Origin of the sequence: Actinoplanes campanulatus, from assembly GCF_014647795.1 — a bacterium.
Lineage (GTDB): Bacteria > Actinomycetota > Actinomycetes > Mycobacteriales > Micromonosporaceae > Actinoplanes > Actinoplanes campanulatus.
Map to the genome: position 1 here is coordinate 151,517 of NZ_BMPW01000015.1, position 13,881 is coordinate 165,397.

A 13,881-nucleotide genomic window follows, 5' to 3' on the forward strand; every position below is an offset into this window, starting at 1 on the left:
AAACCCACGGGACACATGAGACAGACTCTCAATGCCCCCAGGCCCGCGCTACAGCTTTACGTTCGATGGAAATGGCGATTCGGATGATGCCGGGAACCGATGTGTCGGAAGGTGTCCAACTCGGACTATCCGGCATTGCAAACTATCGACTGTCGTCAATCCGACGCAATGTTTCGACAAACTTGTTACACGCGTCGTAACGCGGAAGCAGACCTTTCGCGCCCGCCTCGCCCAGATCCGGCGCGGCGGCGTCCTTGGCGGACAGTACGGGTTCCCCCACCGGCCAGGCAATGCCGAGTTCCGGATCAAGCGGATGAATCCCGTGCTCGTGGCCCGGCCGGTAGGTGGACGAGCACAGGTACGCCACCGTCGCCCCCTCGGTCAGGGAGCAGAACCCGTGCCCCAGCCCCTCGGCCAGATAGACGGCGCACCGGTCCTCATCGTCCAGCCGGACCGCCTCCCAGGAGCCGAACGTCGGCGATCCGACACGGATGTCCACGATCACGTCCAGGATTGCGCCGGACACACACGTCACGTACTTCGCCTGGCCCGGGGGCACATCGGCGAAGTGGATGCCGCGGACCACACCGCGCGCCGACGTCGACAGGTTGGCCTGGGCCAGGTCGAGCGGATGCCCGACCGCCTCGGCCAGCGCGTCGAACCGGTACCACTCCAGGAAACGGCCCCGGTCGTCGCCGTGCTGCACCGGGGTGACCTCGAAGGCGCCCTCGATGCCGAGCGGGCGGATCTTCATCGCAGGCCCCCGTCCAGGAGCCGGACGAGGTACTGCCCGTACCCGCTCTTCAGCAGTGGATCGGCCAGCTCACGCAGCTGATCGCCGGAGATGAACCCGGCCCGCCAGGCCGCCTCCTCGACACAGCCGATCTTCAGGCCCTGCCGCTCCTCGATCACCCGGACGTACTCGGACGCCTGCACCATCGACTGGAACGTGCCGGTGTCCAGCCACACGGTGCCCCGGTCCAGCACCGTCACGTCGAGCCGGCCCTGGCGCAGGTACTCCTCGTTCACCGCGGTGATCTCCAGTTCGCCGCGGTCGCTCGGCACCAGCCGGCCGGCGATCTCCACCACGTCGGCTTCGTAGAAATACAGGCCGGGGACCACGTACGTCGACTTGGGCTTCTCGGGTTTCTCCTCGATCGACAGCACCCGGCCGTCGTCGTCGAACTCCACGACGCCGTACCGCTCCGGGTCGGCCACCGGGTAGGCGAACACCCGGCCGCCGGACGGCTCGGTGAAGCCGCCCAGCCCATGGAAGATGTTGTCGCCCAGGATCAGTGCCACCGGCTGGTCGCCGATGAAGCCGGCGCCGATCCGGAAGGCCTGGGCGATCCCGTCCGGCCGGGGCTGCACCGCGTAGGTCAGCTCCAGGCCGAACCGGCTCCCGTCACCGAGCAGCCGGTGGAAGTGCGGCTGGTCCTCGGGCGTCGTGATCACCAGGATCTCGCGGATCCCGGCGGACACCAGCGTGGACAGCGGGTAGTAGATCATCGGTTTGTCGAAGATGGGCATCAGCTGTTTGGACATGGCCATGGTGATGGGCCACAACCGTGAGCCGGTCCCCCCGGCGAGCAGAATTCCGCGCACCGGGCGACCCTAATCAGGGTCCGCCAACCGTCTACACTCGCCACTCGTGCAGATTTTCGTGACCGGTGGTGCCGGTTTCATCGGATCGGCCTACGTCAGGGCCCTCTTGCAGGACGAGTACCCGGGCATGGCCGGTGCGTCGGTGACCGTTCTGGATCTGTTGTCCTATTCAGGAAATCGTGACAACCTTCCACTGTCGGATTCCCGACTGCGTTTCATAGAGGGAGACATTTCCGATTCTGATCTCCTCCAGGACCTACTCCCCGGCCACGACGCGATCGTCCATTTCGCCGCCGAATCACACGTGGATCGATCGATTTCGGGCGCGCTCCCGTTCGTGACCACCAACGTGCTCGGCACCCAGGTCCTGCTCGACGCGGCCCGCGCCGCCGGGGTCGGCCGCTTCGTGCACGTCTCCACCGACGAGGTGTACGGCTCGATCGCCGAGGGCTCGTGGACCGAGACGTGGCCACTCGCGCCGAACTCGCCGTACGCCGCCTCCAAGGCCGGCTCCGACCTGCTCGCCCTGGCCGCGCACCGCACCCACGGCATGGACGTGGTGGTCACCCGCTGCTCCAACAACTACGGGCCGCACCAGTTCCCGGAGAAGGTCATCCCGCTCTTCGTCACCAACCTGCTGGACGGCAAGCCGGTCCCGCTCTACGGCGACGGCGGCAACGTCCGCGACTGGCTGCACGTCGCCGACCACTGCCGCGGCATCCAGCTGGTGCTGGAGAAGGGCCGGTCCGGCGAGGTCTACCACATCGGCGGCGGCACCGAGTTGTCCAACCGCGAGCTGACCGAGCGTCTCCTGGAGGCGTGCGGCGCCGGCTGGGACATGGTCCGCCCGGTCGCCGACCGCAAGGGCCACGACCGCCGCTACTCCCTGGACATCAGCAAGATCAGCGAGGAGCTGGGCTACTCGCCGCGGGTCGGCCTCGCGGACGGCCTGGCCGCCACGGTCGCCTGGTACCGCGACAACCGCGCCTGGTGGGAACCCCTCAAGTCCCGGGCCGGCCTCTGATGCCGCCCGCCGACCCCGCGCCCGCCGCCGGCCTGCGCTGGCTGATCACCGGGGCCGGCGGGATGCTCGGCCGCGACCTCCAGACGGTCCTGGCCGAGACCGGCGAGACCGCCGTGGTCGCCGCCACCCGCGCCGACCTGGACATCACCGACCCGGTCGAGGTCCGCGACGCGGTGGCCGGCGCCGACATCGTCCTCAACGCCGCCGCCTGGACGAACGTCGACGGCGCCGAGACCGACGAGGCGAGCGCCACCGCGATCAACGGGCTCGCCGTCCGGCTGCTCGCGCACATCGCCGGCAAACGCCTCATCCACGTCTCCACCGACTACGTCTTCGACGGCTCCGCGACCATCCCGATCCCCGAGGACACCGCGCACGCCCCGATCAACGCCTACGGCCGCGGCAAGGCGATCGGCGAACGGGCCGTCCTCGACTCCGGCGGCTACGTGGTCCGCACCGCCTGGCTCTACGGCGAACACGGCCCCAACTTCGTCCGCACCATGCTCCACCTGGCCGCCACCCGCGACACCCTGGACGTGGTCGACGACCAGGAGGGCCCACCCACCTGGTCGTACGCCCTGGCCCAGCAACTGGTCGCCCTGTCCCGGGCCGCGATCTCCGGCGACGCCGCTCCCGGCGCCTACCACGGCACGGCCGCCGGCTCCACCACCTGGTTCGGCCTGGCCCGCGCCGTCTTCGAACAGGCCGGCCTCGACCCCGACCGCGTCCGCCCCACCACGAGCGACCGCTTCCCACGACCGGCCCGCCGCCCCGCCTACAGCGTGCTCTCCCACGCCCGCTGGTCCGGCACCGGCGTCGCCCCGCTCCCCCACTGGCGCGCCCTGCTGGCCGAGGCCATGCCCCGCTTCCTGCCCTGACGTGGTCCAGCCAGGACTACCGCTCGCTCTCACCCCCTTTCCCCGGTACGCGGTGGGCAGGTAACCGACCAGGACGGTCATTCCTGTTCCTCGGTTTCGGGGGCGGGGTCGCGGAGGGCTGATGGGGCGGCGGGAACGAGGGCTGCGGGACGGTGGCGGCGGAGCAGGGTCTGGGCGAGTGGCAGCAGGATGACCGCCAGGAACACGGCGAACAGGATTCCGGAGATGGGCCGGGTGAGGAAGCCGGTCGGGTCGCCGTCGAAGAGCAGCAGGGACCGCCGTAGGGACGTTTCGAGCAGGCTGCCGAGGACGAACGCGAGAACCATCGGCCCGGGGTCGAAGCCGGCCTTCTTCATCAGGTAGCCGAGCACCCCGAACGCGATGACCAGACCGATGTCGAAGACGCTGTTGTTGACGGTGTACGCCCCGACGAGGGTGATGAGCACGGTGATCGGCGCGAGCACGGTGCCCCGTACCCGCAGGATCCGGACGAAGACGCCGAGCAGCGGAATGCTCATGATCAGCAGCAGGACGTTGCCGATGTACATCGAGTTGACGACACCCCAGAACAGTTCCGGGTGTTCGGTGACGAGCTGCGGCCCGGGTGTCACGCCCTGGATGAGCAGCGCCCCGAAGATGACGGCCATGGTGGCGTTGGCCGGGATGCCGAGCGACAGCAGGGGGATGAACGACGAGGTGGCGGCCGCGTTGTTGGCGGTCTCCGGCGCGGCGACGCCTTCGATGGCGCCGTGCCCGAAGCGTTCCGGGTGCCGGGAGCGGCGTTTCTCCAGGGCGTACGCGGCCATCGAGGAGAGGACCGCCCCGCCGCCGGGCAGGATGCCGAGGGCGAAGCCGATGACCGAGCCGCGCCCGATGGCGCCGGATGACTGCCGCAGGTCGGCGCGGCCGGGCCACACCTTGGTGACCTCGGCCGGGGCCTGCACGGCGCGGTGGCGTTCCTCCAGGTTGTGGAGGATCTCGCCGAGCCCGAACAGGCCCATCGCGATCGGTACGAAGTCGAGTCCGTCGGCGAGGGACAGGTTGGCGAAGGTGAAGCGTTCGGCGCTGGTGAAGTCGTCGCGGCCGACGGTGGCGAGCAGCAGCCCGATGCCGGCGGCGGCGAGCGCCCGGGTCCGCCCGCCGCTGGAGATGGTGGCGACCAGCATGATGCCGAGCAGGGCGAGCACGGTGTATTCGGGCGGCCCGAAGTCGAGGGCGTATGCGGCGACGACCGGGGCGACGAGGCTGAGCGCCCCGACGGCGAGGGTGCCGCCGATGAAGGAGCCGATGGCGGCGATGCCGAGGGCGGCGCCGGCCCGGCCCTGCCGGGCGAGGGCGTGCCCGTCGAAGACGGTGACCACCGAGGACGCCTCGCCGGGCAGGCGCAGCAGGACCGAGGTGATGGTGCCGCCGTACTGGGCGCCGTAGAAGATGCCGGCGAGCATGATGACCGCGGTGACCGGTTCCATGCCGTAGGTGACGGGGAGCAGGATGGCGATGGTGGCGGCCGGGCCGAGGCCGGGCAGGACGCCGATGAGCATGCCGATGACGACGCCGACGAGGCAGTAGAGCAGATTCGCCGGTTCTCCGACGACGGCGAATCCGTCGAGCACCGAGGACAACGGTCCTCCTGAGGATCAGAACAGGTGGGGGATGGTGACGTCGAGCGCGCCGACGAACAGGGCGTAGAGGACGACGACGATGCCGAGGCTGGTGGCGATGGAGACGCGCCACGTCTCGCGGCCGAGGAAGCGCAGCCAGACGAGGGCCAGCAGCGCGGTGGGGATCTCGAATCCGATGGTGGCGATCACCGCCACGTAGACGACCATCGTGGCGACCGCGGCGAGCACCAGGAGGCTGCCGCGGGTGAAGCGTTCCGCCTCCCGGGAGCCGCGGGCCTGGACGGCCAGGGCGATCCCGAGGCCGGTCAGCAGGACTCCGATGATCAGCGGCCAGGTGCCGGGGCCGGGCTCGGACGGGCTGCCGGCCCCGAGGGAGAGGGCGCCGGCGATCGCCGCGCCGCCGAGGACGACCACGACGGCGGCGGCGATCAGGTTGCTGACCGGCCCGGCGGGTCCGCCGTTCACTTGCCGCTCAGGTTGATCTTGTACTGGTCCACCAGGCCACGATAGGTCTGCAACGATCCGTTCCACTGCCGCAACAGGGCCGCACCGTCCACCTCGTTCGCGGTGAGCAGCCGCTTGGCGTTGAAGTCCCGGTACGCCTGCTCGCCGAATCCCTTCTGGAAGGACGCCCGCAGCCGCTCGACGACCTCGGCCGGGGTGCCCTTGGGTGCCACGATGGCCCGGGACTGCTGGACCGGCACGTTGTACCCGGCCTCGGTGGCGGTCGGGGTGTCCGGCATGTAGCTGGGCCGCTGGGTGGCGAAGGTGACCAACGGGACCGCCTTGCCGGCCTCGATCTGCTCCTTGGCCTCGCCGAGCTGGACGGCGGCGACGTCGACCTGACCGCCGAGGACGGCGGTCAGCGCCGGGGCGCCACCGTTGAACGGCACGGCGGTCGCGTCCACCCCCGGCCTGGGCGAACAGCAGGGTCTGGGTGAGCTGGCTGCCGGTGCCGACGCCGGTGGTGGCGAACGTGATCGGCCGTTTCGCGCCGACCAGGTCCTTGACCGACGTGAAGCCGGTCTTCGGGTGGGTGATGAGCACGAAGTCGTCCTGCGAGATGCCGGTGACCACCTCGTAGTCGTTGATGTCGACGGCCTGGCCGGCCGGCACCGCGAGCGGCGTGATGTAGGCCAGCGAGCCCACGAACACCATGAGCGTGTACCCGTCGGGTTCGGCGGCGGCGAGTTCCTTGGCGGCGACCGCCCCGTTGGCGCCGGGCCGGTTCTGCACGGTGATCGGCTGCCCGAGGTCCTTGCCCGCCGGGTCGGCGAGGGCGCGGCCGATGAGGTCGGTGCTGCCGCCGGCGTCCTGGCCGACGAGCAGGGTGACGGCGCGTTCCGGGTAGGCGGCGCCACCAGAGGAAGAGGAGTCGGAGCCGAGGTTGCCGCCGCAGCCGGTGAGGACGAGAAGACCGGCCAGCCCGAGCGCGGGGAGCGTTATTTTCATCGGGAATCTCCCGGTGTGAGGGGGGTCACTGGTGCCGCGAGCGTATGGCTCGCCTTTCATGCATGTCCAAGCCCATTAGTGCATTGACTGATACCTTTTCGGCATGACTTACACGCTGGAGCAGCTGCGTGGCCTGGTGGCGGTGGCGGAGGAGCTGCACTTCGGCCGGGCGGCGGCCCGGCTGCGGATGACCCAGCCCCCGCTGAGCAGGCAGATCCAGAAGCTGGAGGCGGCGGTCGGGGCGCAGCTGCTGGAGCGGGACACCCGCCGGGTCACGCTGACGCCGGCCGGTCACGCGTTCCTGGCCGAGGCGCGGCGGATCCTGAGCATCGCGGAGGCCGCCCCGGCCCTGGCCCAGCGCGTCTCGTCCGGGTTCCGCGGTCTGGTCCGGATGGCATTCACCTCGGCATCCACCTTCGGGATCCTGGGGCGCCTGCTCAACGAACTGGAGGCGCGGCTGCCCGAGGTGCACCTGGAGCTGTACGAAATGGTCACCCGCGAGCAGATCGACGCCCTGACCGGTGAGGACATCGACCTGGGGCTGGCCCGGCCGCCGTTCGACCCGGAGCTGTTCGAGTCCCGGCTGCTGCACCGGGAGGCGCTGCTGCTGGCGGTGCACGAGGATCATCCGCTGGCCGGGCTGGACCGCGCCGTGGTCCCGGCCGACCTGGCCACCGAGCCGCTGATCTTCCACTCCCAGCGGAAGGCGCGATACTTCTACGACCTGGTGGTCAGCATGGTCCCGCTGGCCCAGGAGCGGGTGGTGCACACCGTCAGCCAGGTGATGACGATGCTGTGGCTGGTCTCCGCCGGGCGGGGCGTGGCGTTCGTGCCGGCGTCGGCGCGCCTGGTCGGGGTGCCGGGGGTGGCCTTCCTGCCGATCGCCACGCCGATCGCCGAGCCGGTCGAGCTGCACCTGCTGTGGCCGCGCCGGTCGCACAATCCGGCACTGGCCCGGGTGCTGGACGCACTGGAGCACGTGATGCTCTGACGGTATCAATCGATGCTGAAATGCTCTTGGACAGGCATCACCGTCGGTTCCTACGGTGACCGGGTGACCCACATTCCCCCTGCCGACCTGGCCGCCCGGCTGGCGTCGGGCCTGCTGTCGTTCCCCGTCACCCACTTCGACGACGACCTCGCGTTCGACGAGCCCCGCTACCGGGAGCACCTAGCGTGGCAGGCGAGTTCCGGCGTCGCCGGACTGTTCGCCGCCGGTGGCACCGGCGAGGGCTTCTCGCTGACCAGTGCCGAGATCGACACCGTGGTCCGGGCCGCGGTCGGCGAGGTCGGCGGGCGAGTCCCGGTGGTCGCCCCGGCCACCGGCGGAACCGCGCAGGCCGTCGCCCAGGCCCGGGCCGCCGCGGCCGCCGGCGCCGCCGGGATCCTGCTGTTCCCGCCCTACCTGACCGAGGCCAGCCAGGCCGGGATCGTCGCGCACGTGGAGGCGGTGTGCCGGGCCACATCGCTGGGCGTGATCGTCTACAGCCGGGCCAACGCCGTACTGGAGGACGTCACCGTCGCCGAGCTGGCCGACCGCAACCCGACCCTGATCGGCCTCAAGGACGGCGTCGGCGACATCGAGCGGATGACCCGGACGTACGCGCGGGTCGGCGACCGCCTCATCTACATCGGTGGGCTGCCCACCGCCGAGACGTTCGCGCTTCCGCTGCTCCAGCTCGGGGTCAGCACCTACTCGTCGGCGCTGTACAACTTCCTGCCCGAGTTCGCCCTGCGCTTTCACGCCGCCGTGCGCGCCCAGGACCGGGCCGCCGTCTACGGGATGCTCAACGACTTCGTGCTCCCCTATCTGGACATCCGGGACCGGGCACGCGGCTACTCGGTCTCCATCATCAAGGCCGGGCTCACCGCGGTCGGGCGGGACGGCGGGCGGGTGCGGCCACCGCTCACCGACCTGACCGACGGCGAACGCGCCGACCTGGCCCGGCTCATCGACAAGGTGCGGACATGACACCCACCATCGCGCGGATCGAGGTCGTCCCGGTCGCCGGGTACGACAGCATGCTCCTCAATCTCAGCGGCGCCCACGGACCGTACTTCACTCGTACCATCGTGATCGTCTCGGACAGCGAGGGACGCGCCGGAGTGGGCGAGGTCCCCGGGGGTGAGGCCATCCGGCGCACCTTGGAGTCGGCCGGCGAGCTGATGATCGGACGGCCGGTCGCGGAGTACGCGTCGTTGCTGCGCCGCTTCGCGGCGGCGCACGCCGGGCAGGACGCGGGCGGTCGCGGCAATCAGACCTACGACCTGCGCGTCACCGTCCACGCCGTGACGGCGCTGGAGTCAGCGCTGCTCGACCTGCTCGGCCGGCACCTCGGCGTGCCTGTCGCCGAACTGCTCGGCGAGGGGAAGCAGCGGGACAGCGTGCCGGTGCTCGGCTACCTGTTCTACGTCGGCGACACGGCCCGCACCGACCTGCCGTACGAGCGCGAGAGCGCCCCGGCCGACGACTGGGAGCGGCTGCGCCGGGCGCCCGCGCTGACCCCGCCGGCGATCGTGGCTCTCGCCGAGGCGGCCCAGGCCCGGTACGGCTTCACCGACTTCAAGCTCAAGGGCGGCGTGTTCCCCGGCGAGCGGGAGATCGAGGCCGTGCACGCCCTCGCGGAGCGGTTCCCGCAGGCCCGGATCACGCTGGACCCGAACGGCGGCTGGCTGCTCGCCGACGCCGTCCGCCTCTGCCGCGACCTGGGCGGGGTGCTCGCCTACGCGGAGGATCCGGTCGGCGCCGAGGGCGAGCTCTCCGGGCGGGAGACGATGGCCGAGTTCCGCCGTGCCACCGGACTGCGCACCGCCACCAACATGATCGCCACCGACTGGCGGCAGATGGCCCACGCGGTCCGCGCGCACGCCGTCGACATCCCGCTCGCCGACCCGCATTTCTGGACCATGCGCGGCTCGGTACGCGTCGCCCAGCTCTGCCACGACTTCGGCCTCACCTGGGGCTCGCACTCCAACAACCACTTCGACATCTCGCTCGCCATGTTCACGCACGTCGGCGCGGCCGCCCCGGGCGAGATCACCGCCCTGGACACGCACTGGATCTGGCAGGACGGGCAGCGGCTGACCCGGGAGCCGTTCGCGATCCGTCAGGGCGCGATCGCCGTGCCGACCACGCCCGGTCTCGGCGTCGACCTCGACCGGGACGCGCTCGGCGCCGCCCACGAGCTCTACCTGTCCCGCGGGCTCGGTGCCCGGGATGACACCACCGCCATGCAGTCCCTCATTCCCGGCTGGCGCTTCGACCCCAAGCGCCCCTGTCTGGTTCGGTGACCCATGTCCGACACGATCGCCGCGATCACGCTCTCCTCCGTCACGCTCCCGCTCCAGAACGCGATCAGCGACGCCAAGGTCCTCACCGGACGGCAGCGGCCGATGACCGAGGTGGCTTTCCTGTTCGCCGAGATCCGTACCGCCGATGGTCTCGACGGGGTGGGTTTCAGCTACAGCAAGCGGGCCGGCGGTCCGGCCCAGTTCGCGCACGCCCGCCAGGTCGCACCGGACCTGATCGGCGAGGACCCCAACGACATCCAGCGGCTGTGGACCAGACTCGTCTGGGCCGGCGCGTCGGTCGGCCGCAGTGGCGCCGCCACCCAGGCCATCGCCGCGATCGACGTGGCCCTCTGGGACCTCAAGGCGAAGCGGGCCGGGCTGCCGCTGGCGAAACTGCTCGGCGCGCACCGCGACTCGGTCCGCTGCTACGACACCTCCGGCGGGTTCCTGCACGAGCCGATCGAGCAGATCCTCGACAACGCGACCAGGACGCTCGCCGCCGGCATCGGCGGCATCAAGATCAAAGTCGGGCACCCTTCGGGCGCTTCAGACCTTTCCCGGGTACGGGCGGTGCGTGCGCACATCGGCGACGACGTGCCCCTGATGGTCGACGCCAATCAGCAGTGGGACCGGCCCACCGCCCAGCGCATGGGCCGGGCCCTGGAGGAGTTCGGTCTGGTCTGGATCGAGGAGCCGCTCGACGCGTACGACGCCGAAGGCCACGCGGCACTGGCCCGCGGTCTGGACACCGCGATCGCCTCCGGTGAGATGCTGACCAGCGTGGCCGAGCACCACGAGCTGATCCGGCAGGGCGCCGTCGACATTCTCCAGCCGGACGCCCCGCGGATCGGCGGCATCACCCCGTTCCTGCGGCTGGCCACGCTCGCCGAACACGCCAACCTGATCCTCGCCCCGCACTTCGCCATGGAGATCCACGCCCACCTGGCGGCCGCCTACCCCCACGAACCGTGGATCGAGCACTTCGACTGGCTGCACCCGCTCTTCGACGAACGCCTGGAGATCCACGACGGCCGCATCCACCTGTCGGCCCGGCCCGGACTCGGCGTCACCATCAGCGACCAGGCGCGCGAATGGACCGTCGACCGCGCCGACCTCGGAGGATCCGCATGACCACCGTCCCCAGCATCGACCCGCGCACCGGCGTCACCGTCGAGATCGTGGCCGACGAGACCACCACGGATCAGGTCGGCGAGATCTGCGCGGCCGCGCTCGACGCCGCCGGGCCGCTGGAATCGCTGGGCCGGGACGGTCGGGCCGCCCTGCTCGACGATCTCGCCACCGCACTCGAAGCGCAGCGGGAACGGATCGTCGCGGTCGCCGACCGGGAGACCGCGCTCGGCGCCGCCCGGCTGAACGGCGAACTGACCCGAACGTGCTACCAGCTACGGCTCTTCGCCGACGTGCTGCGCGACGGCGGGTACCTGGAGGCGGCGATCGACCACGCCGGGGAGACGCCGATGGGACCGCGGCCGGATCTGCGGCGGATGCTCGTACCCATCGGGCCGGTCGCCGTCTTCGGCGCGAGCAACTTCCCGCTCGCCTTCTCGGTGCCGGGTGGTGACACCGCCTCGGCCATCGCGGCCGGCAGCCCGGTCGTGCTCAAAGCCCACCACTCGCATCCGGCGACCTCGCAGCTCTGCTACGAGATCCTCGCCGCGGTGGCTCCCGCGGGCACCTTCGGCATCGTGCACGGGTTGCAGGCGGGCGCCGACCTGGTCGCGCACCCGGCGATCCGGGCGGTCGGCTTCACCGGCTCGCCGGCCGGGGCCAGGGCCCTGCTCGCGGTGATCGAGAAGCGGCCCGAGCCGATCCCCTTCTTCGGCGAGCTGAGCAGCCTCAACCCGGTCGTCGTCACCCCCGCCGCGGCCGCCGACCGGGCCGAGCGGATCGGCGCCGAGTTCGCCGCGTCGTTCACCCTCGGCGCGGGCCAGTTCTGCACCAAACCCGGCCTCGCATTCGTCCCCGACGGCCCGGCCGGCGACGCCGTCGTGGCCGCGGCCCGAGCCGCGCTCGCCGAGATGTCCCCGATGGTGATGCTCAACGCCGGCATAGCCACCGCCTACCACCGCAGCACCGCCACCGGCGATGACGCCGGACGGGGCGTGCCGCTTCTCTTCACCGCGACGGCGCGAGACCTGCCGCCGGAGGCCATCGAGGAGCGGTTCGGGCCGGTCTCGGTGATCGCCCGCTACAGCGGCGAGGAGGACCTGTTCGCGGCCATCGCCACGCTGCCGCCGTCGCTCACCGCGACCGTGCACCGCGGTCCCGGGGAGACGGCCCTGCCCGCCGAACTGGCCCGCCGGTTCCGGCCGCACGCCGGCCGGCTCATCTTCGACGGCTACCCCACCGGCGTGGCCGTCGCCTGGGCCCAGCACCACGGCGGCCCGTGGCCCGCCACCAACACCCAGCACACCTCGGTCGGCGCCACCGCCATCCGCCGTTTCCTGCGCCCGGTCACCTGGCAGAACGCCCCCACCGACCTGCTCCCGGCGGAACTACGTGACGGATACGACACCATCCCGCGACGGATCGACGGGGTGTTCCGGGCGAGACTTTGAGTGTGCGACTCGATCATGCGGCTCTGCTCGTGGCCGGAGGTATCGGGTCCGGGCTGACCGGGTCGATGGCTGGGCTGGCCTCGCTCATCAGCTATCCGACGCTGCTGGCCGTGGGCCTTCCGCCGATCGCCGCGAACGTGACCAACTCGGTGGGGCTGCTCGCCAGCGGGGCGGGCTCGGCCGCCGGGTCGCGGATGGAGTTGCGCGGGCAGGGGCCGCGGATCCTGCGGCAGAGCCTCTTCGCCCTGCTCGGCGGCGCCGCCGGGGCGCTGCTGCTGATGAACACCACGTCGAGCGTGTTCGAGCGGATCGTGCCGGTGCTCATCGCCCTGGCCGCGCTGGTGCTGCTGGCACGGGACAGGCTGCGCGGCTGGTACACCCGGCTCGCGCGGCCGCCGCTGGGCCTCGCGGTGTTCCTGATCGGCGTCTACGGCGGCTACTTCGGCGCGGCCGCGGGCGTACTCATGCTGGCGGTCATGTCGATGTCGGTGGTGGAGCCGCTGGCGGTGAGCAACGCCGTGAAGAGCGTCGTGCTGTGCGCCTCCAACGCCGCCGCCGCCATCCTGTACGCGGTGATCGCCCCCGTCCACTGGACCGCCGCCCTGCTCCTCGGCGCCGGCTGCCTGATCGGTAGCTGGATCGGCCCGTCCCTGGTCCGCCGCACCCCCGAGCGCCCACTCCGCGTCGTGATCGCCCTGGCCGCCCTGGGTCTGGCCGCCTACCTCTGGCACGACGCGCCCTGACGCCGATCCGCCCCGGCCCGACCGGCGCGTCGTCACCGCATACCAGGCGCTGGATTCGGTGTGGGCGAAGGGCGCGACGTCGCGGACAGTCCGAGCCGGCGTCCGACTCGATCCCCGCAGCCGCCGGCTGACGGGCCGGCGACCTCTGTCAGTCGGCGTGACGTAGCCCCGCGTACCGCCCGGCGTGGTAGACCAGCGGCGTCTCCGACTCGCCCAGCCCGTGCTCGCCGTCGAGTGGGCTGGCCAGCACGATCGTGTGGTCGCCGGCCCGGACCCGGTCGACGACCCGGCAGACCAGCCGGGCCAGCACCCCGTCGAGCAGGGGCACCCCGTCCGGGCCCGGCCGCCAGTCGCCGTGCTCGGCGAGGCGGTCGATCCCGCGGGCGGAGAAGGTCCGGGCCACGTGCTCCTGTTCCTGACCGAGCACGTGCACGGCGACGGTGTCCGCCGCTTCGACGGCCGGCCACGCCGAAGCCGTCCGGGCCAGGCAGAACGAGACCAGCGGCGGGTCCAGCGAGACCGAGGTGAAGGAGGTGGCGGTGAAGCCGGTGGCCGGCTCGCCAGGGGCGGTGATCACCACGACCGCCGCGGCGTGGCGGCGGAGCAGTTGCCGGAAGAGGTCGGCGTCCACGGCGGCGGTCGGTGCGGTCGTCTGCAAGGTCATGACGGGCCTCCATCTTGCTGGTG

At 71.4% G+C, this 13,881-nt stretch carries 14 protein-coding genes and 1 pseudogene; 8 read left to right on the plus strand and 7 right to left on the minus strand.

Annotated features, from left to right (window positions below; translation table 11 throughout):
- Positions 1 to 142 precede the first annotated feature (142 nt).
- On the minus strand, positions 143 to 754 hold the full coding sequence (locus IEZ13_RS27450) for a dTDP-4-dehydrorhamnose 3,5-epimerase family protein (RefSeq protein ID WP_183218128.1): 612 nt from the start codon (positions 752 to 754) through the stop codon (positions 143 to 145).
- A complete protein-coding gene (gene rfbA, locus IEZ13_RS27455) occupies positions 751 to 1,605 on the minus strand; it encodes a glucose-1-phosphate thymidylyltransferase RfbA (RefSeq protein ID WP_183218125.1) in 855 nt (284 codons plus the stop codon). The genes IEZ13_RS27450 and rfbA overlap by 4 nt, the downstream gene beginning before the upstream one ends.
- Positions 1,606 to 1,651: 46 nt before the next feature.
- Here rfbA and rfbB point away from each other — a divergent pair, with 46 nt between their 5' ends.
- Both rfbB and rfbD read left to right on the plus strand, forming a co-directional pair.
- Positions 1,652 to 2,629, plus strand: coding sequence for a dTDP-glucose 4,6-dehydratase (gene rfbB, locus IEZ13_RS27460; RefSeq protein ID WP_183218123.1), 978 nt, complete (start codon positions 1,652 to 1,654; stop codon positions 2,627 to 2,629).
- A complete protein-coding gene (rfbD, locus tag IEZ13_RS27465; RefSeq protein ID WP_183218121.1) occupies positions 2,629 to 3,507 on the plus strand; it encodes a dTDP-4-dehydrorhamnose reductase in 879 nt (292 codons plus the stop codon). The genes rfbB and rfbD overlap by 1 nt, the downstream gene beginning before the upstream one ends.
- Positions 3,508 to 3,584: 77 nt before the next feature.
- Here the strand turns inward: rfbD and IEZ13_RS27470 are convergent, their stop codons facing one another.
- The 4 genes and pseudogenes from IEZ13_RS27470 to IEZ13_RS47975 all read right to left on the minus strand — a co-directional run.
- Complete coding sequence (locus IEZ13_RS27470; protein WP_183218405.1) at positions 3,585 to 5,120, minus strand: tripartite tricarboxylate transporter permease; 1,536 nt, start codon at positions 5,118 to 5,120, stop codon at positions 3,585 to 3,587.
- A 24-nt stretch (positions 5,121 to 5,144) separates the two neighbouring features.
- Positions 5,145 to 5,594, minus strand: a complete 450-nt coding sequence (locus IEZ13_RS27475) for a tripartite tricarboxylate transporter TctB family protein (RefSeq protein WP_203833881.1) — start codon at positions 5,592 to 5,594, stop codon at positions 5,145 to 5,147.
- Positions 5,591 to 6,022 (minus strand): tripartite tricarboxylate transporter substrate-binding protein, encoded by a 432-nt coding sequence (locus IEZ13_RS46835; protein WP_203833882.1) that lies wholly within the window; start codon positions 6,020 to 6,022, stop codon positions 5,591 to 5,593. Before IEZ13_RS46835 ends, IEZ13_RS27475 begins: the two co-directional genes overlap by 4 nt.
- A gap of 76 nt (positions 6,023 to 6,098) precedes the next feature.
- Positions 6,099 to 6,641, minus strand: a pseudogene (locus IEZ13_RS47975) (Bug family tripartite tricarboxylate transporter substrate binding protein); the annotation flags it as partial.
- Between the two features lie 43 nt (positions 6,642 to 6,684).
- Between IEZ13_RS47975 and IEZ13_RS27485 the strand changes: the two are divergent.
- From IEZ13_RS27485 to IEZ13_RS27510, 6 genes are all read left to right on the plus strand, one after another.
- Complete coding sequence (locus tag IEZ13_RS27485) at positions 6,685 to 7,572, plus strand: LysR family transcriptional regulator (RefSeq protein WP_183218116.1); 888 nt, start codon at positions 6,685 to 6,687, stop codon at positions 7,570 to 7,572.
- Between the two features lie 63 nt (positions 7,573 to 7,635).
- Positions 7,636 to 8,553, plus strand: a complete 918-nt coding sequence (gene kdgD, locus IEZ13_RS27490; protein ID WP_203833884.1) for a 5-dehydro-4-deoxyglucarate dehydratase — start codon at positions 7,636 to 7,638, stop codon at positions 8,551 to 8,553.
- A complete protein-coding gene (locus IEZ13_RS27495) occupies positions 8,550 to 9,872 on the plus strand; it encodes an enolase C-terminal domain-like protein (RefSeq protein WP_183218111.1) in 1,323 nt (440 codons plus the stop codon). Before kdgD ends, IEZ13_RS27495 begins: the two co-directional genes overlap by 4 nt.
- 3 nt (positions 9,873 to 9,875) lie before the next feature.
- Positions 9,876 to 11,003: an L-talarate/galactarate dehydratase gene (locus tag IEZ13_RS27500; protein WP_183218109.1), complete on the plus strand. Its 1,128-nt coding sequence runs from the start codon at positions 9,876 to 9,878 to the stop codon at positions 11,001 to 11,003.
- On the plus strand, positions 11,000 to 12,451 hold the full coding sequence (locus IEZ13_RS27505; RefSeq protein WP_183218106.1) for an aldehyde dehydrogenase (NADP(+)): 1,452 nt from the start codon (positions 11,000 to 11,002) through the stop codon (positions 12,449 to 12,451). The genes IEZ13_RS27500 and IEZ13_RS27505 overlap by 4 nt, the downstream gene beginning before the upstream one ends.
- A gap of 2 nt (positions 12,452 to 12,453) precedes the next feature.
- Entirely contained in the window at positions 12,454 to 13,194 is a 741-nt protein-coding gene (locus IEZ13_RS27510) for a sulfite exporter TauE/SafE family protein (protein ID WP_183218104.1), read from the plus strand.
- Positions 13,195 to 13,342: 148 nt separating this feature from the next.
- Here IEZ13_RS27510 and IEZ13_RS27515 read toward each other — a convergent pair whose 3' ends face one another.
- Positions 13,343 to 13,858, minus strand: coding sequence for a flavin reductase family protein (locus IEZ13_RS27515; RefSeq protein ID WP_183218102.1), 516 nt, complete (start codon positions 13,856 to 13,858; stop codon positions 13,343 to 13,345).
- Between the last annotated feature and the right edge of the window lie 23 nt (positions 13,859 to 13,881).